At 36.3% G+C, this 26,652-nt stretch carries 24 protein-coding genes; 14 read left to right on the top strand and 10 right to left on the bottom strand.

Annotated elements, in window-relative coordinates:
• Nucleotides 1-202: 202 nt before the first annotated feature.
• A complete protein-coding gene (locus RCJ96_RS19595) occupies nucleotides 203-520 on the top strand; it encodes a DUF4870 domain-containing protein (RefSeq protein ID WP_061529301.1) in 318 nt (105 codons plus the stop codon).
• A gap of 64 nt (nucleotides 521-584) precedes the next feature.
• Here the strand turns inward: RCJ96_RS19595 and RCJ96_RS19600 are convergent, their stop codons facing one another.
• Nucleotides 585-1,076, bottom strand: a complete 492-nt coding sequence (locus RCJ96_RS19600) for a metal-binding protein (RefSeq protein WP_001139083.1) — start codon at nucleotides 1,074-1,076, stop codon at nucleotides 585-587.
• Nucleotides 1,077-1,126: 50 nt separating this feature from the next.
• A complete protein-coding gene (locus RCJ96_RS19605) occupies nucleotides 1,127-1,492 on the bottom strand; it encodes a YkvA family protein (protein WP_000435501.1) in 366 nt (121 codons plus the stop codon).
• Between the two features lie 545 nt (nucleotides 1,493-2,037).
• On the opposite strand from RCJ96_RS19605, the gene RCJ96_RS19610 reads away from it, so the two are divergent.
• The 6 genes from RCJ96_RS19610 to RCJ96_RS19635 all read left to right on the top strand — a co-directional run bounded on the left by RCJ96_RS19610 (nucleotide 2,038) and on the right by RCJ96_RS19635 (nucleotide 11,187).
• Nucleotides 2,038-3,966 (top strand): LTA synthase family protein, encoded by a 1,929-nt coding sequence (locus RCJ96_RS19610; protein ID WP_000665331.1) that lies wholly within the window; start codon nucleotides 2,038-2,040, stop codon nucleotides 3,964-3,966.
• Between the two features lie 515 nt (nucleotides 3,967-4,481).
• Nucleotides 4,482-5,366: a D-amino-acid transaminase gene (locus RCJ96_RS19615; RefSeq protein WP_001998631.1), complete on the top strand. Its 885-nt coding sequence runs from the start codon at nucleotides 4,482-4,484 to the stop codon at nucleotides 5,364-5,366.
• A 210-nt stretch (nucleotides 5,367-5,576) separates the two neighbouring features.
• Complete coding sequence (locus RCJ96_RS19620) at nucleotides 5,577-7,328, top strand: C40 family peptidase (protein WP_416504033.1); 1,752 nt, start codon at nucleotides 5,577-5,579, stop codon at nucleotides 7,326-7,328.
• A gap of 346 nt (nucleotides 7,329-7,674) precedes the next feature.
• Nucleotides 7,675-8,886, top strand: a complete 1,212-nt coding sequence (locus tag RCJ96_RS19625; RefSeq protein ID WP_001051025.1) for a NupC/NupG family nucleoside CNT transporter — start codon at nucleotides 7,675-7,677, stop codon at nucleotides 8,884-8,886.
• 247 nt (nucleotides 8,887-9,133) lie between these two features.
• The gene (locus RCJ96_RS19630) at nucleotides 9,134-9,889 is read left to right on the top strand and encodes a GGDEF domain-containing protein (RefSeq protein ID WP_074606576.1); all 756 of its coding nucleotides are present in this window, start codon (nucleotides 9,134-9,136) and stop codon (nucleotides 9,887-9,889) included.
• Nucleotides 9,886-11,187 (top strand): glycosyltransferase family 2 protein, encoded by a 1,302-nt coding sequence (locus tag RCJ96_RS19635; RefSeq protein WP_416504032.1) that lies wholly within the window; start codon nucleotides 9,886-9,888, stop codon nucleotides 11,185-11,187. The genes RCJ96_RS19630 and RCJ96_RS19635 overlap by 4 nt, the downstream gene beginning before the upstream one ends.
• Nucleotides 11,188-11,330: 143 nt before the next feature.
• Here RCJ96_RS19635 and RCJ96_RS19640 read toward each other — a convergent pair whose 3' ends face one another.
• Together RCJ96_RS19640 and opuD are read right to left on the bottom strand one after the other, a co-directional pair.
• Entirely contained in the window at nucleotides 11,331-11,465 is a 135-nt protein-coding gene (locus RCJ96_RS19640) for a hypothetical protein (protein ID WP_000833067.1), read from the bottom strand.
• 741 nt (nucleotides 11,466-12,206) lie between these two features.
• Complete coding sequence (gene opuD, locus RCJ96_RS19645) at nucleotides 12,207-13,724, bottom strand: glycine betaine transporter OpuD (RefSeq protein WP_001230127.1); 1,518 nt, start codon at nucleotides 13,722-13,724, stop codon at nucleotides 12,207-12,209.
• Between the two features lie 664 nt (nucleotides 13,725-14,388).
• Here opuD and RCJ96_RS19650 point away from each other — a divergent pair.
• A complete protein-coding gene (locus RCJ96_RS19650) occupies nucleotides 14,389-15,261 on the top strand; it encodes a cell wall-binding protein EntA (RefSeq protein ID WP_000733320.1) in 873 nt (290 codons plus the stop codon).
• A 79-nt stretch (nucleotides 15,262-15,340) separates the two neighbouring features.
• Nucleotides 15,341-15,643: a DUF3910 family protein gene (locus RCJ96_RS19655; RefSeq protein WP_074606573.1), complete on the top strand. Its 303-nt coding sequence runs from the start codon at nucleotides 15,341-15,343 to the stop codon at nucleotides 15,641-15,643.
• 131 nt (nucleotides 15,644-15,774) lie between these two features.
• Here the strand turns inward: RCJ96_RS19655 and RCJ96_RS19660 are convergent, their stop codons facing one another.
• From RCJ96_RS19660 to RCJ96_RS19670, 3 genes are read right to left on the bottom strand one after another with little or no spacing between them, the layout of a single operon-like run.
• Nucleotides 15,775-17,154: a zinc ribbon domain-containing protein gene (locus RCJ96_RS19660; protein WP_074606654.1), complete on the bottom strand. Its 1,380-nt coding sequence runs from the start codon at nucleotides 17,152-17,154 to the stop codon at nucleotides 15,775-15,777.
• Nucleotides 17,155-17,166: 12 nt separating this feature from the next.
• Nucleotides 17,167-18,720: a zinc ribbon domain-containing protein gene (locus RCJ96_RS19665; protein WP_074606571.1), complete on the bottom strand. Its 1,554-nt coding sequence runs from the start codon at nucleotides 18,718-18,720 to the stop codon at nucleotides 17,167-17,169.
• 5 nt (nucleotides 18,721-18,725) lie between these two features.
• Complete coding sequence (locus tag RCJ96_RS19670) at nucleotides 18,726-19,217, bottom strand: zinc ribbon domain-containing protein (RefSeq protein ID WP_033692244.1); 492 nt, start codon at nucleotides 19,215-19,217, stop codon at nucleotides 18,726-18,728.
• Between the two features lie 158 nt (nucleotides 19,218-19,375).
• Here RCJ96_RS19670 and RCJ96_RS19675 point away from each other — a divergent pair, with 158 nt between their 5' ends.
• The gene (locus RCJ96_RS19675) at nucleotides 19,376-20,995 is read left to right on the top strand and encodes an SWIM zinc finger family protein (protein ID WP_416504031.1); all 1,620 of its coding nucleotides are present in this window, start codon (nucleotides 19,376-19,378) and stop codon (nucleotides 20,993-20,995) included.
• The gene (locus RCJ96_RS19680) at nucleotides 20,979-23,735 is read left to right on the top strand and encodes a DEAD/DEAH box helicase (protein WP_416504030.1); all 2,757 of its coding nucleotides are present in this window, start codon (nucleotides 20,979-20,981) and stop codon (nucleotides 23,733-23,735) included. The genes RCJ96_RS19675 and RCJ96_RS19680 overlap by 17 nt, the downstream gene beginning before the upstream one ends.
• A gap of 25 nt (nucleotides 23,736-23,760) precedes the next feature.
• Here the strand turns inward: RCJ96_RS19680 and RCJ96_RS19685 are convergent, their stop codons facing one another.
• On the bottom strand, nucleotides 23,761-24,246 hold the full coding sequence (locus RCJ96_RS19685; RefSeq protein WP_074606565.1) for a VanZ family protein: 486 nt from the start codon (nucleotides 24,244-24,246) through the stop codon (nucleotides 23,761-23,763).
• 110 nt (nucleotides 24,247-24,356) lie between these two features.
• Between RCJ96_RS19685 and RCJ96_RS19690 the strand changes: the two genes are divergently transcribed.
• Complete coding sequence (locus tag RCJ96_RS19690) at nucleotides 24,357-24,581, top strand: DUF1659 domain-containing protein (protein WP_000257709.1); 225 nt, start codon at nucleotides 24,357-24,359, stop codon at nucleotides 24,579-24,581.
• Between the two features lie 67 nt (nucleotides 24,582-24,648).
• Nucleotides 24,649-24,864: a DUF2922 domain-containing protein gene (locus RCJ96_RS19695; protein WP_001197597.1), complete on the top strand. Its 216-nt coding sequence runs from the start codon at nucleotides 24,649-24,651 to the stop codon at nucleotides 24,862-24,864.
• Nucleotides 24,865-24,883: 19 nt separating this feature from the next.
• Here the strand turns inward: RCJ96_RS19695 and RCJ96_RS19700 are convergent, their stop codons facing one another.
• A complete protein-coding gene (locus RCJ96_RS19700; protein ID WP_000747726.1) occupies nucleotides 24,884-25,282 on the bottom strand; it encodes a DUF4359 domain-containing protein in 399 nt (132 codons plus the stop codon).
• 194 nt (nucleotides 25,283-25,476) lie between these two features.
• On the opposite strand from RCJ96_RS19700, the gene RCJ96_RS19705 reads away from it, so the two are divergent.
• Nucleotides 25,477-25,983, top strand: coding sequence for a competence protein ComK (locus RCJ96_RS19705; RefSeq protein ID WP_074606563.1), 507 nt, complete (start codon nucleotides 25,477-25,479; stop codon nucleotides 25,981-25,983).
• Between the two features lie 55 nt (nucleotides 25,984-26,038).
• Here the strand turns inward: RCJ96_RS19705 and RCJ96_RS19710 are convergent, their stop codons facing one another.
• Complete coding sequence (locus RCJ96_RS19710; protein ID WP_074606561.1) at nucleotides 26,039-26,509, bottom strand: sigma-70 family RNA polymerase sigma factor; 471 nt, start codon at nucleotides 26,507-26,509, stop codon at nucleotides 26,039-26,041.
• Between the last annotated feature and the right edge of the window lie 143 nt (nucleotides 26,510-26,652).

Here is a 26,652-nt window from a genome sequence, read left to right on the forward strand (position 1 = left end):
TTTAAGAAAACGTTTTCAATAACTTTCATTTATACTGTACCATAACAATTTCCATTTAAAAAGATTTTTTTGAAAATTTTATCATTTAACGAAAAAATCTTACAAAATCGTCACGTTCTTGTAATGTTCATCGATAGCAAGCTCGCTACCTTTCCTGCATAATAAAGGTATAACAACGGATATTATTTATGAGGTGATATATATGAACGGAAACAAAATATTAGCAGCTTTATCATACTTTAGTGTATTATTTGCCCCTATCTTATTCCCGATTATTGTGTGGATTGTGGGAGACGCGGAAACGAAACCACATGCAAAACGTGCTCTATGGACACACATTATCCCAAGTATTGCTACATTCATTGGCATGATTATTTTAGGAGTTATGGGTCTTGGATCTGATCAACCGGATGTAACACTGGGCATCGGTACAATGATTGTCTTATGTATTTGCGGAATCATTAGCTTATACTACTTCATTTGGAACATCGTGAAAGGTATAAAAGTACTGAAAGCTTAATTTTAAACAAACGTTTGATTAATAAGAAAAAACCGTCCCAAAATACTTTTTGGGACGGTTTTTTTTATCTTCTGCGTTTCTTCTTTTTTCTCATCATTTTCTTGCGTCGCGTATTCACTTTATCCGCTATAATGTGAAGCGTGCTTGCCACAACAATTCCCATTACGAACGTTACAATTTCAACCTCATGTTCCTTCGCCATTTCTATTAAATTCCCGTCAAGCGCGATTACATTTAATAGGAATAAAAACGGAGAAAACACAATTAACATGTATGCAATACGAATCACATCACCAAGTATAATTGTGTGTGTAAAGAAGGAGCGATGCGGCATCACCTTCTTATACGGATACCAAAATATACGTAGGAATCCCCATTTATTATACGCATTACTATACGTATCTAAATCCGGTGTTAAAAATGTAGTACCTACTAAAAAGCCAATTGCAAAAGTTAATAAAAAATCAAAATTTGTTAGTCCATACGAAAAGAGCATAAACAAAACAACCGGAAGGGATATTAAGTTTATTTTCGTATGCGTTCTTCCTGATGGCATAATGCACTTCCTCGCTTACGTTCGCCCTGTCACCATGTGACAGTTCTTACCTATTGATCTAATTTCTGATCGATAAAGGATGTGTCTATATCCGAACCAAACCATTCTGCCAACTTCACTCGCGCCTTATCTTTTACAGCATCATCGACGTATAGCGACGCTTGTAATAATGCAGCCATTAACGCCCCTAAATCATCCGTATAACCAATTCCAGCAACGAAATCTGGAATCGCATCAATCGGTGCAATAAAATAAGCAAGTGCTCCAATTACAATAATTTTCACTCGTTTTGGAACATCTGGTTTCTGCAAAACGTAAAACAACAGTAAACTTGCATAAATAACTGACTGCCCTGCCTGCTTTGCGACATGTTTTACTTTCTTCCAAAATGCTTCAACTGAAAATTTTTGCTCCATGTAAAGGCCTCCCTATTTTTTAAAAGAAATAAGCTACAATATGTTTTCAGTAAAAGTTCATCAAAATTACACATAATCTATCAATGAACTTTCATTGTAACAAACAAACCCGAAAAGAACAAGTGTTCGTTAATTTTTACATATTTCCCTTCATATAATAGGTTTCTAGATAACCACTTACCCATTGTCATTTCTTATTTCTCAACAAGAGATTTTTCACTTTCACTTAACATTCTGCTCTACCTTTGTTATATTTTCTAGTTGACGGACATATAAACGAATGTTAAAGTTTTCTCTGGTAGTGACAAATCTCATACAAAAAATGTAAAATGTTATAGTGTTTCTCAGAAATGAATTTTGTTGTATAATACAGAAATGACGTTATGCTTATGAGTAACACAAGAAACTAAAAGGGTATGCATAGTTATAGTCGTATATGGGTGAATATAGAACCTCTAATTATGGCCAAGAAAACTATGTATTTTTTATTTTAGCATTTTTCGCTCCAAAATCGACCAAGCCTGATAGAGAAAGGGTGGAAATGAATGAAAGAAACCTTGAAATCACAATTTCAAAATGTGCGTTTCACTGCATTCGTAGCTTTAGCCTTATGGTTGAAGACATATCTTATTACACGCACAAGCTTTGATTTAAAACTTGAATCTTTCATGCAAGAATTCATTTTATTCCTGAGCCCATTAGCAGCATCATTACTGCTTGTTGGTCTTGCATTATTTGCAAAAGGGAAAAAACGTAACTATATAGCACTTGGAATTAATTTTGTCTTAACAATCGTTCTTGTTGGTAACGTAATGTTCTACGGATTCTACAATGACTTCGTTACTTTACCAGTACTAGGACAAACATCTAACTTCGGAAGTTTAGGTTCTAGTGTAAAAGAATTGTTTAACTACAAAATTATCCTCGCATTTGCTGATATTATCGTATTCTTCATTTTATTGAAGAAGATGAAGAATTTTGCACCGACAGAACGTGTAGCACGCCCAATGCGTTCCCTATACTTCGTGTCAACAATTGCTATTTTCTTCGCAAACTTAGGATTGGCAGAAGCTGAGCGTCCAGAACTATTAACACGTTCATTCGACCGCGTTATGCTTGTTAAAAACTTAGGTTTATATGTACACCAAGTGTATGATCTTGGCTTACAAGCAAAATCAAGTTCACAAAAGGCATTTGCTGACGGTAGTAAGTTACAGGAAACAGAGAACTACGTAAAAACAACGCAAAGCAAACCAGATCCAAATATGTTTGGTACTGCAAAAGGGAAGAACGTAATCGTTGTCTCTCTTGAGTCATTACAAACATTCTTAATTGGTGCAACAGTTAACGGACAAGAAGTTACACCATTCTTAAACCAATTTACGAAAGAAAGTTATTACTTTGATAACTTCTTCCATCAAACTGGGCAAGGAAAAACATCTGATGCTGAATTCTTAGTAGATACTTCAATGTATCCACTAGACCGTGGTGCTGTATTCTTCACACACGGTAACAACGAATACACAGCAACTCCAGAAATTTTACGTCAGCAAGGATACTACACTGCAGTATTCCACGCAAACAACGCAACATTCTGGAACCGTAACATTATGTATCCGGCACTTGGTTATGATCGTTACTACAACGAGCTTGACTATAAGATTACGCCAGAAACGAAATTAAACTGGGGATTAAAAGATATCGAGTACTTTGATCAATCTATCGATATGTTAAAACAAGTGAAGCAACCGTTCTATACTCGCTTCCTTACTTTAACAAACCATTACCCATTCACTTATGATGACAATACAAAATTAATTGATGAATACAATTCTGGTGATGGCGTATTTGACCGTTACATGGTAACAGCTCGCTACTTAGATGAAGCAATGAAACACTTTATTGAACGTCTAAAAGCAGAAGGTATTTACGACAACTCAGTTATCGTATTCTACGGTGACCACTACGGTATTTCTGAAAACCATAACCGTGCAATGGCACAGTTCTTAGGAAAAGAAGAAATTACTGCGTTTGACCATATGAACTTACAAAAAACACCAATGTTTATTCACGTTCCAGGTCAAAAAGAAGGTAAAACAATTTCAAAACCAACTGGTGAAATTGACATTAAACCAACTATTCTAAACTTACTTGGTGTAGACTCTACGAATGACGTTCGATTCGGTCATGACGTATTCTCACCTGACAATAAAGGGTTCGTTGTTCTTCGTGATGGTAGCTTCGTTACAGATAAGTACATGTACACGAACAGTACATTCTACGACCGTGCTACTGGTGAAGTTGTACAACTACCAAAAGAAGAATCTCAACCACTTATTGATCGCGCCCAAAATGAATTGAGCATGTCTGACAAAATCATTGAGGGTGACTTACTTCGCTTCTCTGAAAGCAACAAGATCAAAACTGGTGAAGTAAAGACAGCTATTAAAGAAGAAAAGAAGAGCGCTGAGTAATCTCAGCCTTTTTTTTTATATTCCTCCATACAATTACTTATATTCATTAACTTTAACATTACATAACCTTTACCAAATATTCATATAAAATTAATGAAGTATCTCTATAATAAAATATGTAAACGAGGTTCTATATATTTCTTATCTCTCATCTGTAATAAGATCCCTTAAAGAAATATGTGAATCGTTTATTTCTACTTTCTTATAATTGTCTTTCAATATGTTTTGTTTTGTTTCCATACACAAAACATTCAATAAGACGATGTCCCTATGAAAAATAGCTACCCTCCTTGTGCAGCATTCCATAAGAATGTTGCTTTTTTTTATTTAAAAGCAGGATTCTTATTTCTTATTTTCGAATTTGTATATACGAAATGCTGTAAATCACTACCACTTCTCTACCATTTACAAATACATATACGTCATATGTAAAGAATTACTCACATAAAAATTACTGTAGTGATTTTTATTCCAAATGAATGAAAACTTCACTTTACTTATGCACTGACGAAAGGATGGGACGAAAATTGGCATATGAAAGATTTGTACTTTGGAATGATGCAGTTATTGATACAACGAAACAAAAAACGTACATAGACCTTGAGGAAAGAGGCTTGCAGTTTGGTGATGGTGTCTACGAGGTTATTCGTCTATATAAAGGGAACTTTCACTTATTAGATCCGCATATCACAAGATTATATCGCTCCATGGAAGAAATAGAATTAACACTCCCTTTCTCAAAAGCGGAACTGATTACCCTACTTTATAAACTAATCGAAAATAATAATTTCCACGAAGATGGAACGATTTATTTGCAAGTATCTCGTGGTGTACAAGCTCGTACCCATACGTTCTCATATGACGTCCCTCCAACAATCTATGCCTATATTACAAAGAAAGAAAGACCAGCGTTATGGATTGAATATGGTGTACGTGCCATATCAGAACCGGATACGCGCTGGCTACGCTGTGATATTAAATCATTAAACTTATTACCGAATATATTAGCTACTACGAAAGCGGAACGAAAAGGTTGTAAAGAGGCCCTTTTCGTACGAAATGGTACTGTAACTGAGGGTAGCCACTCTAACTTCTTTCTAATTAAAAACGGAACTCTTTACACACATCCAGCTAATCACCTTATTTTAAATGGCATTATTCGTCAATATGTTCTTTCTTTAGCGAAAACCCTTCGTATTCCAGTACAAGAAGAGCTTTTCAGCGTTCGTGATGTTTATCAAGCGGATGAATGCTTTTTTACAGGAACGACGATTGAAATTTTGCCGATGACTCATCTTGATGGAACCGCAATCCGAGATGGTCAAGTTGGCCCTATCACGAAAATGCTGCAACGATCATTTTCTCAGAGTTTGTTACAATCCAATATGTCATCTTCTTAAACACGAATAATTTCTATCCTTTCTACATTCAATATATGTATTTAAATGGAAATCAAGGTATAGATTTATGCCTTGATTTTTTCTTGTAATCTTTTTGTCATATTCAGATTCCCGCATAAGTCTTGACAGTAATCGACATGCTCTTTAGAATTTTTAACAGTTGGTAAATATTTCTTCACTACATTACAGACAGAAAGGAATCGACAAATTATGAAAAAATACCTTGCCGGTCTTGCGGCAGTGTCTGTAGCAGGAGGAGCAGCACCTACACTTGATAGTGTTCAAGCTGCCCCTGAACAAAATACACAAAAAGCTGCTACAACTGTCCAAGCTTCTGCATCAAACAGCTCATCTTATACGGTAAACGCTGACGTATTACATGTTCGTGCAGGATCAAGTACTTCTCACGACATCATCTCGCGCGTTTATAACGGTCAATCACTAAACGTGATTGGCGAAGAAAATGGTTGGTACAAAATTAACATTAATGGAAAAACAGGCTTTGTTAGTGGTGAATTTATATCAAAAAATGGTGCAAGCAATTCCAATGTAAGTACAACAGGTGGAAAGAATAAAGTTACTGCTGATGTATTACGTGTACGTACCGCTCCTAACACTTCTAGTTCTGTTTCAGGACGTGTATATGAAGGACAAACATTAAACGTAATTGGTCAAGAAAATGGTTGGGTAAAAATCAACCATAATGGACAAGTAGGTTATGTAAGTGGTGAATTTGTATCTGGCGTTTCTGCTAATACAGGTTCTTCAAACAACAATACGAATAATAACAACCAAGAATCTGTAAAACCAGCAAGCGGAAACTATACAGTAAATGTATCTTCCCTTCGTGTTCGTACAGGTCCTAGCACTTCTCACACAACTGTAGGTTCTGTTACAAAAGGACAAGTAGTACAAGTTGTTGGCGAAGTTCAAGATTGGTTCAAAATCAATTATGCAGGTCAAACGGCTTACGTAAGCAAAGACTACGTAACAAAAGGCGGTTCTAGCGATAACGCTACACAAGGAAACAACCAAAATAACAACCAAAATAATAACCAAAACAATAATGTAACTGTTCAAACTGGTGGTACTTACGTTGTTAACGCAACATCTCTACGCGTTCGTACAGGTCCTGCTACTTACCATAGCGTAATTGGTGGCGTATTAAATGGTACGACATTAAACGTAATTGGCTCTGAAGGTAGCTGGTTTAAAGTTAACTATCAAGGAAAAACAGGCTACGTTAGTAGCGAATTCATGAAATTCGTTAAAGGTGGCACTACTACTCCTGAGCAACCAAAACAACCTGAACAACCTAATCAAGGCGCAATTGGTGACTACTACATTAATGCTTCTGCCTTAAATGTACGTAGTGGTGAAGGTACAAATTATAGAATCATAGGCGCACTTCCACAAGGACAGAAGGTTCAAGTAATCTCTGAAAACTCTGGATGGAGCAAAATTAACTACAACGGTCAAACTGGTTATATCGGAACACGTTACCTTTCTAAAACACCAGTTGGCGGCGCAGTAGATAATAAGCCTAACAACAATCAAAATAACAATCAAAACAATAACAACAATACAGGTAATAATAGCGGCAACAGTTCTTCTATACTTGCATATGCAAAAGGAATGCAAGGCGTACCATACGTTTGGGGCGGAACTTCTGCTAACGGTGTGGACTGCAGTGGCTACATCTACCACGTATTTAAGAAATTTGGTCATAACATTAGCCGTCAAAGTGTTGCGGGATATTGGGGTAGCCTACCACAAACTTCAAATCCACAACCAGGCGACTTAATTTATTTCCAAAACACTTATAAATCGGGTCCTTCTCACATGGGTATTTACCTTGGGGGCGGATCATTTATCCAAGCTGGAGATAAAGGTGTAGCAATCGCTTCATTAAGCAATTCTTATTGGAGTAAGCACTTCTTAGGTTATACGAAAGCACCTTAAGTTATATTTTTAGAGCCTTCTAGATTACTAGAAGGCTCTTTTTTAATGTGTATAACCTATTTCCCTAAAAAAATAATGTATCTATTTTCCTATTTCATACACTATATTCTACAATAATGATCCATAACGTTATCATAATGTATATTTTTACACAAAAAACATAACCTATTTCATGTCTAATCATTTTATATGTGTTTTTTTGAAGAATTTTCTTTTTATTTAAACTTTTCGTTAGACGTTTGACCTCTGATGTCCATTATGATAAGTTACTTAAGATGTTATATTTGCAGAAGTATAGACAACTGTTTTATACATTTTTTTACTATGAGGAAGGAGCATACACTGCATGAATCTTTTATGGGGAATTGGCGGCGTGATTGGAGTATTAGCAATCGCTTTCTTACTATCTTCCAACCGCAAAGCTATTAATTGGCGCACGATTTTAATCGCGCTAGCATTACAAATGTCATTTTCATTTATCGTATTACGATGGGATGCCGGAAAAGCAGGTTTAAAACACGCTGCAGATGGCGTTCAAGGATTAATTAATTTTTCTTACGAGGGAATTAAGTTCGTTGCTGGGGATTTAGTCAACGCAAAAGGACCTTGGGGATTTGTATTCGTTATTCAAGCACTACTTCCAATCGTATTTATTAGTTCATTAGTAGCAATCTTATATCATTTCGGTATTATGCAGAAATTTGTTAGTATCGTTGGTGGTGCATTAAGTAAACTTCTTGGAACTTCTAAAGCAGAAAGTTTAAACTCAGTAACAACTGTATTTTTAGGACAAACTGAAGCTCCAATCTTAATCAAACCTTACTTAGCACGTTTAACAAATAGTGAATTCTTCGCTATTATGGTAAGCGGTATGACAGCTGTTGCTGGATCAGTTCTTGTCGGCTATGCAGCAATGGGTATTCCGTTAGAACACTTATTAGCAGCAGCAATTATGGCAGCTCCATCAAGTCTATTAATTGCAAAACTAATTATGCCAGAAACAGAAAAAGTAGATAATAACGTTGAACTTTCTACAGAGCGTGAAGATGCAAACGTTATTGATGCTGCGGCACGTGGTGCATCAGAAGGTATGCAACTTGTTATTAACGTAGCAGCAATGTTAATGGCTTTCATCGCATTAATTGCTTTATTAAATGGCCTATTAGGATGGATTGGCTCTTGGTTCGATATTAAACTTAGCCTTGATTTAATCTTCGGTTACTTACTATCACCATTTGCAATTTTAATCGGGGTTTCTCCTGGTGAAGCTGTACAAGCAGCAAGCTTTATCGGTCAAAAACTTGCAATCAACGAATTCGTTGCATACGCAAACTTAGGACCACATATGGCAGAGTTCTCTGCAAAAACAAATCTAATTTTAACATTCGCAATCTGTGGATTCGCAAACTTCTCTTCTATCGCAATTCAATTAGGTGTAACAGGAACATTAGCTCCTACTCGCCGTAAACAAATTGCACAATTAGGGATTAAAGCAGTTATCGCTGGTACACTAGCTAACTTCTTAAACGCAGCAGTTGCAGGTATGATGTTCCTATAAAATACAGCAAGTCCCCTCTTTCTAAAGAGGGGACTTTTTATTTTCTTAGTATATATTAAATACTTTATGCCGAAATATAAAAACATTATGATACAATAATTATCAAGTCTGTTTATTTTTTCTTACAAAAGAGGGATACTACTTATTGTTGCTCTCTCAAAAAGAATATAGTCATCCGGTCTATTTCTTAATAATTGCGCATACTACAAGTATCCTTGTATGGATTATCTTTAAGGAGGAAAGTTTTGTGAAAGATAACTTCTATAAAGTCCTCTCTATGTGGATTTTACAAATTTTATTTTATTTTACAACTGTACATGTAACGCAATATGAGCATGCTCTCATTTTTACAATTATATATGTAATTGTTAATGTACTATTTCTATTTTTGCCTGATAAAACTGCATTTGTTTTCTTCATATTAGGAACCATTATTTCGGTATTCTACCTGTTCTACCAAGCATGGCTTTACTTATGGAGTACATCAGAACAATGGGAATACATTATTACTCACTTCCTAATGGCAGCAAATTTCTTCATTGTATATATCTCCACTCATCTATTAAAGAAGGTTATTCATGAAAATAAAGAATTAACCGAACGTGTGAGAACGTTAGAACAATACATCGGAGAATCGAAATTATTAACAAGACAAGAATTTGAGAGACGACAAGCATTATTAATCAATGCAATGAATCGTCGTAATGAAACAGGCGTTATGATTTATTTTGATTTCACTTCCTTTAGTAAATATACGAAGGAAAGTGTTATGGACCGTGTAGCTTCCTTATTAGTTGGAACGGTAAGAGCTGACTTTGACCTTGCTGCTAAATATGATAATAATACGCTCGTTATTTTATTACAAAATACAAATGAAGCCGGTGCTGACATTGTAATGAACCGCCTAAAGCCAAAAATGGAGCAATGGCTTGCTGCTGAAGCGATCCAAGATATAAAAATTTCACGCGAGCAAATTGGGAACAAAGGACAGACGTTATTATGATGACACTCGTTATACTTCTTTTATTCCTCTTGTTTTGCGTACTTGTTTTTTGGATTAGCATCACATTTTCGATTAAGTATGTACTTATTTTTACAGCCTTTCTATTCTCTGGCTTACTCGTTTACTATTCTTTCTTAACACTCGCAGGTCTAGTTCACCGAAATAGTAAACGAAAAGATCGTACGCTAAAACATTACCCAAGCGTCGATATTTTAATACCAGCTCACAATGAAGGGGTCGTTATTAAAGATACTTTAGAGGCGATGGCGAAGATTGAATATCCAGGCAAACTAACTGTTTATTTATTGAACGATAACTCGCAAGATGAGACACCTGAAATTGGTGACGATTTTGACAAAGCTTATGCTCATATTCGTCACATTCGCGTTCCACCTGGTGAACCAAAAGGAAAATCACGTGTATTAAACTATGGCCTTAGTATTTCAGATGGTGAATACTTCTGTGTTTATGATGCAGATAACCAGCCTGAACCACATGCACTGCGAATGCTCGTAGAACACGCTGAAACAACCGAGGATGCTGTTGGAGCTGTTGGGCATGTTCGTACTGTAAATGAAAAAAGAAACTGGCTAACACGAATGATTTCGTTAGAATTTCAAATCTTCCAGCTCCTTATGCAATCCGGACGTTGGTTACTATTCCAAACAGGTTCACTAACAGGAACAAACATGCTTCTTCGCCGCGCTGCATTAGAGGAACTTGGCGGCTATGACCCTTATGCAATTGCAGAAGATGCTGAATTAACATTACGAATTACACAAAAAGGCTATCTCCTGCCAATCGTTCCAGAATCGGTTACATGGGAACAAGAACCTGAACATTTAAAAATCCTTATTAAGCAGCGTACACGTTGGCTTCAAGGGAACTTGTACATTTTAGAAAAAATGTTTTCTTCATTAAGTTTCTTTAAAGGAAAACTTCTCGTCCATTCTTTACAACAAGTTTTAGTGTATGTTGTATTTTGGTTATTCTTAATTATTTCGAACGTTTGGTTTGTAATTGGGTTACTCGGGATATTCCAAATTCAATATAGCATTCCGCTACTATTCATGTGGTATGTCGCATACATTACATATGTTTCTCAATTATTTAGTGCCCAGAGTGTGGAACGAACCTTTACACCAACTAATATTTTTATTAGTGTGATCATGTACTTTACGTACGCACAGCTCTTTACGTACTTATTCATTCGTAGCTTAATCTTATACTTACGTGCAAAGAGCAAGAAACAAGTCATTGGCTGGGACAAAACTGTTCGATTCAAAAAAGATAAATAAAAATAAGCACAGAGCGCCGTATGCTCTGTGCTTATTTATTGCCGTATAAATTATATATCAGACAATACCCCTTAGCTGAAAGTAATTTCACGTCCATCCCCCAACGAACGATCGACCTTCATTTATATACGAAAAAGTGATTGCTATTTTTGTAGAACCAATTGCTTCTCTTGCTGCTCTTTGCGCGTTTCAGTCTTAGGTTCCGTGCTTTCTTGGACACTACGATGTGCCACACGTTTCAAACAAATATGCTTCCACTTTCTTTCGTAACGTTTCATTATTCTAGATGTCCCCCTTGAATGCGCTTTAAAACTATTTGAAATCGCTTACAGGAAATAATATAGCACATATATATAAACGTGACAACACATTTCCGACAATTTTTTGTCAAAAATACGAATAGAATCCGCCATATATCGAACATTGTCGAAATGTATCGATTTTTCTCCATATAAAAGGCATACTACTAATATATTGACACTCCCACGGCTAAAGCCGCAAGCTGACTAACGTCAGTGGGATTCTTGCTACCAAAGGCGACGTCTATTTCTAGTATCGCTGACGTGCAAGATTGCGGTGTGCCATCACCACTCCGTATCCAGTGCATCTAGCAGATACGGCACTCGTTCTATTACCAAACGAGTCAGATTTTGAGTTCTCAAATGTGTTTTAGCGTCTTGTACTTGACGACTCAATACATTTTACGGAGCAGAAGAATTTGTTACTCCAACCTCATATGTATTCTGTTTTCAGAGAACAAGATTGTTTTAGAGACTTTTACTTGTCTGTTATGAAAATTATACCATTTCAAACACTTGATGTACAGAACATACTTTCGGTATTTTATCTGTACATCGCATTTGACCTCACTATCATCCCACCCCTAAAGGGGGTACTATCGCACCGTAGTGGGCTTTCCTATTCGGAAAATCTGTAAAGTATTTTATTTCCCTTACTTGCAGTTCAAGTTCCTTCTATATAAAAAAGAGCTGATACATAATCAGCTCTTTTTCCTTCTATTATTTATGACGCTTCATACGCCCTTCTTTTTGTAACTCTTTAAATAATGCTGCCATCATAAAGAAAATAACGAAGACGAATGGGAATGCTGCAATGATAGCTGCCGTTTGTAAGGCTTCTAATCCACCTACATATAATAAGATAGAAGCTAGAGCAGCTAAAACGATACCCCAGATCATTTTAATGCGGTTTGGCGGATTTAAACTACCATGTGTTGTTAACATTCCTAAAACGAATGTCGCTGAATCTGCAGATGTAATAAAGAATGTAGAAATAAGAAGAATAGCTAGAACAGATAAAGCCGATCCAAAGCTTCCCATCTGATCAAACATAGCGAATAATCCTACTTCTGTTCCCATCTCTTTCACTTTTTCAAAAATATGTGCATCACCGAACAGCTCCATATGAATACCAGTTCCGCCGAAAACAGAGAACCAAAGGGCACCAATTACGGTCGGTACGAGTAACACACCGATAACAAATTCACGAATGGTACGTCCTCGTGAAACACGAGCAATAAATGTACCTACGAATGGTGACCATGCAATCCACCATGCCCAATAGAAAATTGTCCACGATTGAATCCATTGGTTTCCACCTTCATCTAATGGACTTAATCGGAAACTCATGCTTGGTAATTCCTGAATGTAAGCACCAATTGTTGAGGTGAAGTAATTCATAATAAAGTTTGTTGGACCCGCAAATAATACAATAATCATAAGTGCAAATGCCAAAATAATATTCGTATTACTTAAATATTTAATTCCTTTATCAAGACCTGTTTGCGCAGATAACATAAATAACACTGTTACGATTGCGATAATAACTAACTGAGTCGTTAATGAATTCGGGATGGATGTTAAATAACTAACACCACCGGCAATTTGTTTTGCACCAAGACCTAATGATGTTGCCACACCAAACACAGTCGCGAAAACAGCTAACACATCAAATAAATGAGCAATACGTCCATGGTCCCCGCCTTTAAATAACGGTCCTACTGTCGCACTAATTGTACTTGCTTTTCCTTTTCTAAAAGTAAAGTAAGCAATACAAAGCGCTACAAATGCATATAGTCCCCAAGGATGTAATCCCCAATGGAAAAATGAAAAACGCAGTGCAAGACGTGCACTTTCCTCAGTTGCACTCTCTCCAAACGGAGGTGCATACAAATGGTTTAATGGTTCCGCAACGCCCCAGAAGACTAAGCCGATACCCATACCAGCACTAAATAACATAGCAAACCATGTCATATAACTATAATCAGGCTCGTCATCATCTTTACCTAAACGAATAGAACCGTATTTCGAAACAATTAAAAAGATAGACACACCTAAAATAATAGAAACAGAAATAATATAGAACCATCCAAACTTACTAACTAATGCAGTTTGAATTGCAGTTGTTACATTTCCTAGGCTACCTTTTCCAATAATAGATTCGGGAATAATCCCCCAAAGTGTAAATGCAATACATAATGTTAATGAAACGATGAATGTTTTTGTCAGTTTCCTCATCAAATCCCCCTTCGTAGGTTTCACTTTTGTAAATAACATAAATTCCGATATGTAAAATCGGATAGAAAACTATGATTTTTGTGGTGATTTTCTTACTTTCACCTTCACCAATTCGAATTCTTATGGACAGCCTTACCTTCCGTATAACCTTTTCACTCTGCAAGAGCTATAAGATCGAAATACTGCTGTCAAATTGTGCGAGAAAAATGCGGATGGGAATGTATTTCCCCAAAAAAGGTGTGTTACAGATGTAAAAAAGGGCATTTTTCTTCCTTGCACCCCTTTCTTTTTGTAACAATTATGCGGTTTTTTTGCTAGTATATAGCACGTGTTTATAGTTTCACAAATGAAATGTTTATGTTTATATAACTATATTACCCATAAAACGGTAAAATACTCAAGGAATGTAATCGTTTAGTAAACATCATGTAACACTCATGTAATATTTTTATTTACGACGAAAACAATATGTTGTATTAAATATTTTGAATATAAGTAGAAACCTACTAATCATATAGAGTGAAAAACGCTTTCCTATATTTTTTGTTATATTACAGCATGTTAACGACTTATTACGAATGGTTTGTAATTGTGTGTTTTCCCGAAATCCGAAAAAATCTGTTGCTATAATGAGGACACGAAAACAAACGCAATGGAGGCTATCATGAAAAAATTAATTGGAATAGCAACAGCAGCAGTTTTTGGTCTTGGGATTTTCACATCATCTGCTAATGCAGAAACTGTTGTAACAACAGACGTACTAAATGTACGCGAAAACCCTACTACTGAATCAAAAGTTGTCGGTAAATTACTAAACGGTAATAAAATAGATGTTCAAAATACAGAGAACGGATGGTCAAAAATCACTTTAGATGGTAAAGACGCATTCGTAAGTGCAGAGTTCACTAAAAGCATCTACTACGTAACAGCTAACGTATTAAACGTACGTGCTGAAGCGAACACAAACTCAGAAATTCTTGGGACGCTTAAGAAAGATGATATGATTGAAACAACGAACCAAGTACAAAATGAGTGGTTACAATTCGAATATAACGGAAAAACAGCTTACGTTCACGTTCCTTTCTTAACAGGTACAGCACCTGTTATTGAGAAACAAGAACAACCAGCTCCTGCTAAAGCGCAAGCGCCAGCTAAAGCACCTGCAGCACAAGCAAAACAAGCTGCTAAGCCTGCTGTAAAGGCTGCTGAAACTAGCACACCTTCTGGTGGTCGTGAGTTAACAGTTGTAGCTACAGCATATACAGCTCATCCGAGCGAAAACGGTGGCACATATGGCGGCCGTGTATTAACTGCAATGGGTCATGACTTAACAGCGAACCCAAACATGAAAATGATCGCTGTTGATCCGAAAGTAATCCCATTAGGATCTAAAGTATGGGTAGAAGGTTACGGAGAAGCTATCGCTGGAGATACTGGCGGTGCAATTAAAGGTAACCGTATCGACATCCTACTTGGATCAGATAGCGCTGCTCAAAAATGGGGACGCAAAACTGTTAAAGTGAAAATTTTAAAATAACCAATGACTGCTAAGGCCAGTTCTCTTTGTTGAGAGCTGGCTTTTATTTTTTTATAATAGTTATAAGGAGGCTATACTCATGAATGTACAAGCAAAAGTAGACTGGATCGGTACACCAAAACCGTATATATATAAAGATGAAGTAACATATGACGCTACTTCTATTGATTTTTCACTCGCTGGCGACGACAATCGCTATAAATTAATTGTGCTCAAGTCTGAAGAAAATACACATTACAAATTTGTCCAATATGGAATCAAACCCGGCTCACAAAAGCCATTCCCTATCGACATTCCATTCGAACAAAACATGTTACCAATCATAGAGCAAATATTACATGATCCGTATGTACAAGCAATATTAAAAGAGACGCGCTCATAATGGTAAAAAAATATATCAACGATCTTTCAATTATATCTATCATAACTTACAATATATCAACGGTTTGACACGAAATATTGAGTAGCTACAAAATAAAGAGGCTGTTCAAATATTGAACAACCTCTCTCATATTAACGAGTTGGACCAGATACTTCCTCTGATTTCAACGTATTATTCGCTCCAAGAGAATGGTACAATATCTTTCCATTTCCATTCACAGTAACGATATGATCATTATTAAAGCTTTTGAACTTCACAGAGCCATCACCGTAACGAATATGATATTCTTCATATGTTGTTACTTTATATTTCGTAGCACTTTGACGCTCTACATTACGAATTTCCATTGTTAATAAATCTTCTGTAATTCCTTTTTTGTGTAAATATTGTATGTAATCACGGTCTTCCTTGTACGATTTCCCGCTCTTATCATAATTATTTTCAATTAGGCTAAAATCATTTAATGAAATCGCACGCACATTATCATAAAGATGATTTCGTACAAAGTCACCGACAGCCGAACTTGATGTTTCTTTCGGGAATTTTAAGTAATATGTACTTTGATCTCCAATTTTAATACTTTCAGATTTCATCACACCGAAATCAGTAGTTTTCTCTAAGTGTACTTCCACTGTTTCGTCTGTCGATACAGGACCAAGATTATAACTTCCGTAATTTAATTTCCCACGTTTTTTACCGTTCACAAACACAGTTGCATCATTTTCATCAGAAGAAATCGTTACATACTTTCCTTCAAGTGATAAATCGACTTCTACTTTCCCGCTCTGTTCATCTGCTAAATCTACTTCTTCTTCTGTTTCTAATTCAGTCAGTTCAGTCTTCGCAGTCGCCTTTACAACATACGTACCTGGGAAGTATGGTCCTAATTCTTTCGAAGTTTTATCACTAGAAAGTTCGGTTTCTTTTTTGTCATTCACATATATTTCAGCATTTTTTGCAGTGGTGCTAACTCTCATGTAATAAGATTTCATACTGAACTTATACTTCGGATATAAGAACCACTCTTTTCCGTCTTCGACAATTTGTCCATCTTTAAAGGACGCTTTATCTTTTACTAACCTTTGATTTATAGTCTCTTTCTGTAAATAAGATAGTAGTTCTTTATTATACGAAGGATTCTCTTTTAAATAACGCATGTACGCCTTAATATCTTCTATCTTAATCTTTAAGCTTGGATCATCTGCTTTCACAATTTCATCAATTGCATTTACATCTTTCTTTTGGAATGCTTCAATCATTACATTCACTTGCTTTTCTTTTGAAAACTTATTTGCTCCAAACTTATACGCCCCAAATAATACAGCCGCAACGATGAGGAAACCGATGATGAAAAATAAATTTTTCTTACTTTTCGCTGGTTTTATCTCATTTTGTACTTCTGTGTATGAAGCAGCATTGTTATCAACAATTACTTCAACTTTGCTTCCGCATTCAGGACAAAAGTTCAAATGGTCTGCAACGTTCTTTTTACATGTTCCACAAAACTTCAACATGCTCTCCCCCTATTTTTTAGCTAATTTCATTCCAGCAAATGCCGCCACATATGTCACAATAAAACTAAACATAGTTAAATATATAAATGAATTTTGCATAGATAATACAGTACCGCCCGCTCCAAATAAATTCATTACATTTCCAGATACATCAATTTGGAACTTAGAAATGATGTTCATTACAATCATCATAATTGTGTAAGAAGCGCTACAAACAGCTAGTGTGATATACATGTTCGCAGTTGGTAATTCCGCTAATTTTCTCCCAGTTATGAACATAAAGAATGCCGGAATAATAAGTAGTAATAAACCGTAATGGAATGCACCATTTACTTCTTCTACTTCAGCGAGATCCTCTTGGTTTCCGCCTTGTGCAACTACAATATCCTTCATTCCGATACCATTTACAGAAATACCTGACACAAATGAAAATACTAATTTGTTATCAGATGCTTTCTTACTAAACTTTTTAAATTCATGATCCAATGCTGGACTTTCTACTTCTAATGGAGAAAAATGAGCCATACTCCATAATTGAGGTGTTAATTCTAGCGCTAATAATACACCTTGTGTTTTAGATTCTTTCATTTCTTTTAACGGTGCAGCACTGTCTTCTACATTACTTACTAACGCTACAGCTAAGATGCACATTACTACCGCTGTCACTAAAAAACCTTTTATCATAGATGAAATTCCATAATAAATAGACGCTCCATATGGTATTAACTCTTGAAATGCTGCTGCCATATTGTTTTTGCTTGTATGAGCAATAAATCCTACTAAAGTAAATAACGTTCCGGATACAAAACCGCTCAAGAAGCTCTTAATTGCTGAATATCCAACTGTAATCTTACCTGCATCCGAGAATGGAATTGTAACAGATTGTGACGCTATAAAGCTTATAATGAATAAAAAGACGCCGTAAATAATACCAACTGTTGCCGCTATAAAAATTTGATCTTTAATCGTTTTTGCAACACGCTGTTTTCCTAACCATATTCCTGTTCCAGCGAAAATAATAAATGGGATGATTAATAATAATGTAAATGGAGTATGCCAAGATAAAGATAATATCAATCCACTATCATCACTAGCTGTAAAACCAAGTAAATGGTAATTTAACAACGTAGCAGTTGCACTTGCATAAAAGCTTGGTAGCATTTCTAACTCTTTCGCAAATTTACTCATCATCTCACTTAATATAGACGCAAATAATACACTACCAATCCATCCTGCAATTAACATGAGAATACTTGCAACAGCCCCACCAATAAAACCTGTTTTTAACACGGCTTTATCTGCTTTGAATTCAACATTAGGAGCACCGTCCATCGTAGGTAATTTTATAGCCTGTTCTTTTTTCTTTACAACAAATAACGAGTGCCCACACTTTTGACAATATAAATTTTGCTGAGCATTTTCAGTACCACAGCCTTTACAATATTTCGCGTTATCTTGTTCTAACGTTACTACATCAGTAGCTCCAGCCATCTCCATACTACCTTCATTTGGGCAATAATTTACTTCTTCACCATGTTGCTTTCCGCACGTGCGACAATACATCTTATTCACTCCCCACTTTGCTTAATTCCACAAACCGGACAGTAAGTAGAGTTTTTATCGATATGCTCATCACATGAAATACAATTTGCCGTTTCACCGTCATTTTCTACCGCTAACATTGGGTTAGGATTTCCGCATGAACCACAAAACTTATCGTTCATCGATAAAGGTCCACCACATTCACATGTAGCTTTCTCGCCTTGTTGTTTTTGCAATTCAACAATGCGTTTTCTCGCTTGATAAATAGCCACATCAAATTCTTGAACTGGAGCAATCATCTCTTTCAAACTTTCTTCATTTACTCCGTTCCCTCTTAATTGAACATATACTTGTTGTCCAACCTCTAATAGAACCTCTGCCTTTTTCTGCATTTGTACTTGCATTCCCTTTTTCAATTGAGCAATCTCTTGTGCAACTTGTAGCTTCATCTTCCCTTGCTCAATTCCTTCTTGTAACTTATTCATTCCACTGCCTAACTTCGTCTGCAAATCTGACAAACCTATTCTCCCCCTATAAATATATAGTAATATACAAAATTAACATTTTATATATTACCATGATTTTCAAGTAATGTAATCTAAATTTCATTTTTTCTGTTTTGAGCATTTTTTGTTTATAATGGTAAAGGAAAGAAATATGTGTACGGAGGAATATTATGCTGCAACACTCAATTACGAAAGATGAAATTATGATGATTGCGAATGAGTTCGTTCAAGGACTAGATCCACAGCAAACAGCTGATCAGGAACATGTCGCTACAGCTCGGCACCTATATCGTAGTGGTGTTGTCTACAACGTTGACTTTGATGGCTATACGCTATCAGGAACTGTAGATGCTGAAGGCAGCGTATATAGCGTCCATATCCCGATTCGTAACGTAGCTGAAAGCTATTGCGATTGCTTCGCACCAACGCAGTGTGAGCATATGCTCGCTGTGTTACTATCGGCAGCATCTAGTTTCGGGCAAGTAGGAGATGTATTAACTTTATTCAAAAATAATACGAAACCTTCTCTTCCTCCTATTCGAACTGCAAGACAAGTATTGCAATCATCAGCTTTTGAAGAAACGGATTATAAAAGTTGGCAATCCTATTTTGATAACGAATATGAATCATTTAAAAAAGAACAAGCTCGGCTTACTTATAAACAAATGTATTTTCTTATGAGTATTTTTACGGACTTCTATACGAAACTCGAGCGGAAAGCTCCGCGTATCATCGTGATACATGAATTGTTCAGGTTACATGCAGCGCTTTATTGCTTTCAAAAATTATTAGAAGAAATTCAGGAATTTGAAGCAAATAAAACGTATTCTTATCACCAGCCTGTTAACGTCGTTCGTCTCTTTGTAGATAAAGTGGAAGCCATCGTTCGGGACTTACAATCAGAAGCGACTTCTTCAGAGTCTGAAGCAATTTTGCAAGAAACAGCTCGTCTCGTTCATGAAGTATTCTTCTCGACCGATGCCTATACGCAAGAGAGGTTCTTTATTTATCGTCACATATGGAGTGAACTGTTACACAATAAAGAGCAGCTGCATGAAGAAGAAAAACGAATCGATACGAAAATGAATCCACTTTCCAAAGCACTAGCATCTTCTCATCTACTCTTTTTAAATGATGAAGATCTATTAGCGATGGACTTATTAAAAAAACAGCCTGCTTCTGTTGTAAGTCTGTACTTTTACTGGTTAGAAGAGTTATTAAATACAATGAAGTGGGATCGTGCGAAAAACTGGCTTTCCTTTACGTATAAACAAGTAAAAACAACGATACAGGAGCAAGAAAATACGATTTTCATAAAAGATATCGTTCGCTTATTCGTCATCATGTATGAAACGTATGCAACCCATACAAATGAACAAGCTGGACTCGAAATGATTTTGCAAGAGCTATTACCATATAGTTTCGCAAACTATGAACAATACGTACTCGCGAAAAAGCAGTATCGCACATGGACGGAACTTCAGCTCTTACACGGTTTTGAAGCGATTGAACTTTTGAAAGAGCCGCTGAAAGATATTGAAAAGGAAGCACCAGAAGCAGCACTTCCTCTTTATCACCTTGCTACTACCGAAGCCATTGAAGAGCGAAATCGCAAATCATATAGACGTGCAGTTCGTTACTTAAAGAAATTACGTACATTATATAAACGATTAAAGCGTACCGATGAATGGGATGCTTTCATTATTCACATCGCAAACTTACATTCACGTCTGCGTGCACTACAAGAGGAATTACGGAAAGGAAAATTAATCGATGATCAATCAAACTGAAGTAACAATTAGGCTCCAGCACGTTAGTCACGGTTGGTTCCTTTGGGGAGAAGATGATAGCGGTACTCCATTATCCGTAACAAGTTGGAAACGAAATGCATTTACATGGCACTCCACTTCCTTCTACGGCACGTTTCTAAAAGAAGCAAGCTTTGAAGGAAGACAAGGTGTTATGCTAACAAACGCACAAGCATTTGAATACATCGCGAATAAACCGATGAACTCCTTTGCCCGTATTCAAATGAACGGCCCTATTACAGCACTTACGGAAGATGCGAACGAATTGTGGGATGCCTTCACAAGCGGTAGCTTCGTACCTGATATGGAGCGCTGGCCTAAACAACCATCTTGGAAAGTTCAAAATACTCCAATCGAAGATGAAACATTGGCATCTCTTTTCTCGGCTGCAGTAAATGAAAACATATTACAAGATAACCGTTCAAATGACGGATGGGAAGATGCAAAGAGACTTTATGAACATTACGACTTTACGAAAAGACAATTAGACGCAGCACTACATGAAGAAGATTGGCTTCGAAAAATTGGTTACATTGAAGATGACCTTCCCTTTACAATCGGACTACGACTACAAGAGCCGCAAGAAGAATTTGAAATGTGGAAGCTTGAAACAATTGTTACACCAAAGCGCGGGGCACATCGCATATATGTATATGAAAGTATCGATTCTTTACCAAAACGATGGCACGATTATGAAGAACGTATTCTTGAAACACAAGAAGGCTTCAGTAAGCTCGTACCGTGGTTAAAAGACGGTGATACATTCCGAAGTGAACTCTTTGAAACAGAAGCGTGGAACTTCTTAACAGAAGCAAGTAACGAATTACTCGCTGCAGGTATTACGATTTTACTACCATCATGGTGGCAAAATTTAAAAGCGACAAAACCAAAATTACGTGTGCAACTGAAGCAAAATGCAACGCAAACGCAATCTTTCTTCGGTATGAATACGCTCGTTAATTTTGACTGGCGCATTTCAACGAACGGCATTGATTTATCAGAAAGCGAATTTTTTGAACTCGTTGAACAAAACAAACGGTTATTCAATATAAATGGTCAATGGATGCGACTAGATCCAGCCTTTATTGAAGAAGTACGAAAGCTCATGAATCGTGCCGATAAATATGGACTTGAAATGAAAGATGTCCTTCAGCAACATTTATCAAACACCACTGAAACAGAAATTGTAGAAGAAGATAGTCCATTTAACGATATTGAAATTGAACTAGATGGATATTATGAAGAGCTATTCCAAAAACTATTGCACATTGGAGATATTCCGAAAGTAGATGTCCCTTCTTCACTAAACGCTACACTCCGCCCGTATCAACAACATGGCATTGAGTGGTTATTATATTTAAGAAAGCTTGGATTCGGCGCATTGTTAGCTGATGACATGGGACTTGGAAAGAGTATTCAAACGATCACTTACTTACTATATATAAAAGAAAACAATCTCCAAACAGGTCCTGCTTTAATCGTGGCTCCGACATCTGTTCTTGGAAATTGGCAAAAAGAATTTGAGCGTTTCGCACCGAATTTACGTGTTCAGTTACATTATGGAAGTAATCGAGCTAAAGGGGAATCCTTTAAAGATTTCCTTCAATCAGCAGATGTTGTATTAACGTCTTATGCATTAGCTCAGCTTGATGAGGAAGAACTTAGTACGTTATGCTGGGATGCTGTTATTTTGGATGAAGCACAAAATATTAAAAACCCACATACGAAACAGTCTAAAGCAGTGCGAAACTTACAAGCAAATCACAAAATCGCATTAACTGGAACACCGATGGAAAACCGCCTTGCCGAGCTTTGGTCTATTTTCGACTTCATTAATCATGGATATCTTGGCAGCTTAGGACAATTCCAGCGCCGCTTCGTCTCACCAATTGAAAAGGACCGTGACGAAGGAAAAATCCAACAAGTTCAACGTTTTATCTCACCGTTTTTACTGCGTCGTACGAAGAAAGATCAAACAGTCGCATTAAACTTACCAGATAAACAAGAACAGAAAGCTTACTGTCCACTAACTGGTGAACAAGCTTCCTTATATGAACAACTTGTTCAAGATACATTGCAAAATGTAGAAGGATTAAGCGGAATTGAACGACGCGGATTTATATTACTCATGCTGAACAAACTTAAACAAATTTGTAATCATCCCGCTCTTTATTTAAAAGAAACGGAACCGAAAAACATCATCGAACGTTCCATGAAAACGAGCACGCTCATGGAACTCATTGAAAATATAAAAGATCAAAATGAAAGTTGCTTAATCTTCACGCAATATATCGGTATGGGGAACATGCTAAAAGATGTGTTAGAAAAACATTTCGGTCAGCGCGTCCTCTTCTTAAACGGTAGTGTACCGAAGAAAGAACGTGACAAAATGATCGAACAGTTCCAAAACGGAACGTATGACATCTTCATCTTATCGTTAAAAGCAGGTGGTACAGGGTTAAACTTAACAGCTGCCAACCATGTCATTCACTACGATCGTTGGTGGAATCCAGCGGTAGAAAATCAAGCAACAGATCGTGCATATCGCATTGGTCAAAAGCGTTTCGTTCACGTTCATAAACTGATTACAACGGGGACACTTGAAGAGAAAATCGATGAAATGTTAGAAAGAAAACAGTCATTAAACAACGCCGTCATTACAAGCGATAGTTGGATGACCGAACTATCTACAGATGAACTAAAAGAATTACTTGGTGTATAAACAAAAGGAGCTAATCTTTTCGAGATTAGCTCTTTTTTCTATTCCAAAACCAATTACTTATTATAATACCTGTTAATCCGCCGCACGTATCCAGTAATGAATCTTGCCACATCGGTGTACGATCGCCCGTAAACCATTGATGAATTTCATCAAACGTTGCATATCCCGCAACGAAAAGGAGCGCGTACATGAAACATCGTTTTCTCGAACAACCCGATCGATGAAATGCATAATACGTCAATGAACCGAGCATAAAGAACACCATAAAATGAGCACCTTTACGAAGGAAAAACTCAATAAATCCACCTACACCTTTATTTGCAATACTAACAGGTGTACCACCGCCGTAATCGATAGATACCCATGAAAAATGCTCTTTCACAAACTCCACATTTACATATTGTTCAATATCCGAACGCATATCCTGCTTTTTATACGGTTGTGCCGAGGAATAGAAAATCAGCCCCATCCATAGTAAAACAGGAATCCAAAATAACCATTTACGATTCATTCTTCCGAAACCCCTCTCTTATTCTTTTAAGAGTACCAAAAAAAAGAATAAATTTCACGCCAAAACATGACATTTGCATCCTATTTATATAGTGAAAGGGGGTGATAAACATGGCAGTCGAAACAATCGTAATGGATTTAACTTTACGTCTCGTCTTAAACAATGGATTAGATAAGAATGGAAAAACAGTTTTTAAGAACAAACAATTTAAGCGCGTAAAAACAAACGCAAATTTAGAGCAAGTACAAACCGTAGCTCGTGCTCTAGCTTCTCTACAAGCATCACCACTTCACGCTGTACAACTTGTTAGCACATCAGATCTTTCTAGCCTTTAATGTGGCAATGTAATCAGTGGGGACGTCCCCACTGATTACAAGATAAATAAAAAGGAGGAAACACCGTATGCAAGTACTAGAATTAATTTTCGCGAAAGAAGATGGAAAAACAGTTGTCTTTTCTATCGAGAAGCCGATCACACCTATTGATGCACAAGTCGTAAATCAAGTAATGGATACAATCCTTGCCTCATCTGTATTTTCATCAATTAATGAAAATACCCGAAAAAAAGGAGCTCGTCTCGTAGAAAGGACTGTATCTGAAGTTCCTATTACCTTATAGACAAAAAGACGAATCTGCATCATTTTGCAGATTCGTCTTTTTTCTTCGGCATTTCAATTGGAATAAAGATTTTTGAAAAACCGACGCATACATATTTATAGTGTTCTCCGCCGATATCAAATTCCGTCTTATATGTTGAGAAGAATATATAATCATCTCGCTTCGTATAATGATCGATTAATAATCCAACTTGCGGCTCAACATATTTTTTCGCCAACTTCTTACCAGCCGATGCTAAATCACCAAGGAGACCCTCTTCATTTTCCTTTTGCACTTCGTCTAGCTTCTTACTTACATCGTTACGTTTCATAAACTGCTTCGCTGCCCAATCCGTATATTCACCTTTACTTGGATTACTATTTGCTAAATATACTAGAAGAACAACAACTAGAGCCATAATAATATACCTTTTCTTCATACTATCTCACCGCCTACTCTTTTCTATTTTCATATATATGTACAAGCGATGCAAATTAGAAAGACTAACATCTATTGATTGTAAACGAATAGCCAAAATTTACAATATGAAATAAAAGATTAACAATTAATTTACTTAATTCGTATATAATTATATTGAGAATTATTATCATTTATAAAGGAGGAATTAAATTTATGAATGACGAAAATGCTATTATTATTTCTAATTCTACAATGATGTTAGAGCCTTACAAGCATCCTTCTTATTGCACAAAAATGATCGACAGTAGTGGGAACCATCTTTACTCCTGTCAAACCGCTCTCCAGCTCATAAAGAAATCTTGTCTAACCAATGTACACACTACTTATCAAGGCAGACGTAAAGCAGTTCAAACAAACTTTCATTTCAAACAAAATGTCCCGATTCCAATTAATCATAGAGAATATATTTGTGCTTTCCCAACAGAGTCTCCTTCTTCTCCAAACTGTATATGGCTATTTTATAATCATATAGATGACATAGAATTTTTCAAACAGAGTAAAAAAGCTACCATTCATTTTTCAAATGGCACAACTACAACTATACATATCAGTCCCCATAAGTTAAAACAACAATTATTAAAAGCTGGATATGTATTATCACGTATGAACATGCAAGATTCACTACAATTTAAAAACCTCTTATTACATTTACTACCTTAACAAAATAAGTAGAATGGAAAGCAATATCACTTGCCTTCCATTCTTATGATACTATTTATCCTCTTAAGCTATTTCGCATTTTCTCAAGCGCCTGCCGATATATCCACCTCACTTGATAATAGGTCATCTCTGTCTCTAAAGCGATTTCCCCCATCGTTTTCCCTACAAAAAAACGTTCAAAAATAATATACTTCTCCTTCTCATCTAATACACTCATAAAATCCTTCACTTTCATTTCAATATCTTCAAAATGAAAGATATCTTCATACCCTCCTACACATACACACTTTTCTTGCACTGTGAATTCTTTTTTCAACCTCTCTAATATATAACCACGCACCGTTACAACTGCATATGCAGGAAAACTCCCTTTCTCCGCATCAAATTTTTCATACGCATGCCAAAGACCGATTAACCCACATTGATAATACTCTTCATAATCTTGATAGATCCCTAACTTCTTTATTTGATTTACGATCATTCCCTCATACAACACAACTGCCTCTTTAAAAGTCGCTGGCTTCACACAGTACCCGTTTCTAAAAGGTATACCTTTCTAATATTCCGCGGTACCTTCACAATATAAAAATAAAGAAAGGATTTCACTGTGGGTAATTTTAAATAGTATCGCTGAAATTTGAAATTACACTAGGTTGTATTTGAAATTTC

This window comes from Bacillus sp. BSL6 (genome assembly GCF_052928345.1).

Excerpts from the sequence above, each read along its gene's own strand:
- RCJ96_RS19625 (WP_001051025.1), top strand. The coding sequence starts at position 7,675 with ATGAATCTTTTATGGGGAATTGGCGGCGTGATTGGAGTATTAGCAATC.
- RCJ96_RS19650 (WP_000733320.1), top strand. The coding sequence starts at position 14,389 with ATGAAAAAATTAATTGGAATAGCAACAGCAGCAGTTTTTGGTCTTGGG.
- RCJ96_RS19685 (WP_074606565.1), bottom strand. The coding sequence starts at position 24,246 with ATGAATCGTAAATGGTTATTTTGGATTCCTGTTTTACTATGGATGGGG.
- RCJ96_RS19655 (WP_074606573.1), top strand. The coding sequence starts at position 15,341 with ATGAATGTACAAGCAAAAGTAGACTGGATCGGTACACCAAAACCGTAT.
- RCJ96_RS19640 (WP_000833067.1), bottom strand. The coding sequence starts at position 11,465 with ATGAAACGTTACGAAAGAAAGTGGAAGCATATTTGTTTGAAACGTGTG.
- opuD (WP_001230127.1), bottom strand. The coding sequence starts at position 13,724 with ATGAGGAAACTGACAAAAACATTCATCGTTTCATTAACATTATGTATT.
- RCJ96_RS19690 (WP_000257709.1), top strand. The coding sequence starts at position 24,357 with ATGGCAGTCGAAACAATCGTAATGGATTTAACTTTACGTCTCGTCTTA.
- RCJ96_RS19615 (WP_001998631.1), top strand. The coding sequence starts at position 4,482 with ATGGGACGAAAATTGGCATATGAAAGATTTGTACTTTGGAATGATGCA.
- RCJ96_RS19675 (WP_416504031.1), top strand. The coding sequence starts at position 19,376 with ATGCTGCAACACTCAATTACGAAAGATGAAATTATGATGATTGCGAAT.
- RCJ96_RS19610 (WP_000665331.1), top strand. The coding sequence starts at position 2,038 with ATGAAAGAAACCTTGAAATCACAATTTCAAAATGTGCGTTTCACTGCA.
- RCJ96_RS19605 (WP_000435501.1), bottom strand. The coding sequence starts at position 1,492 with ATGGAGCAAAAATTTTCAGTTGAAGCATTTTGGAAGAAAGTAAAACAT.
- RCJ96_RS19635 (WP_416504032.1), top strand. The coding sequence starts at position 9,886 with ATGATGACACTCGTTATACTTCTTTTATTCCTCTTGTTTTGCGTACTT.
- RCJ96_RS19595 (WP_061529301.1), top strand. The coding sequence starts at position 203 with ATGAACGGAAACAAAATATTAGCAGCTTTATCATACTTTAGTGTATTA.
- RCJ96_RS19620 (WP_416504033.1), top strand. The coding sequence starts at position 5,577 with ATGAAAAAATACCTTGCCGGTCTTGCGGCAGTGTCTGTAGCAGGAGGA.
- RCJ96_RS19695 (WP_001197597.1), top strand. The coding sequence starts at position 24,649 with ATGCAAGTACTAGAATTAATTTTCGCGAAAGAAGATGGAAAAACAGTT.
- RCJ96_RS19680 (WP_416504030.1), top strand. The coding sequence starts at position 20,979 with ATGATCAATCAAACTGAAGTAACAATTAGGCTCCAGCACGTTAGTCAC.
- RCJ96_RS19600 (WP_001139083.1), bottom strand. The coding sequence starts at position 1,076 with ATGCCATCAGGAAGAACGCATACGAAAATAAACTTAATATCCCTTCCG.
- RCJ96_RS19665 (WP_074606571.1), bottom strand. The coding sequence starts at position 18,720 with ATGTATTGTCGCACGTGCGGAAAGCAACATGGTGAAGAAGTAAATTAT.
- RCJ96_RS19700 (WP_000747726.1), bottom strand. The coding sequence starts at position 25,282 with ATGAAGAAAAGGTATATTATTATGGCTCTAGTTGTTGTTCTTCTAGTA.
- RCJ96_RS19705 (WP_074606563.1), top strand. The coding sequence starts at position 25,477 with ATGAATGACGAAAATGCTATTATTATTTCTAATTCTACAATGATGTTA.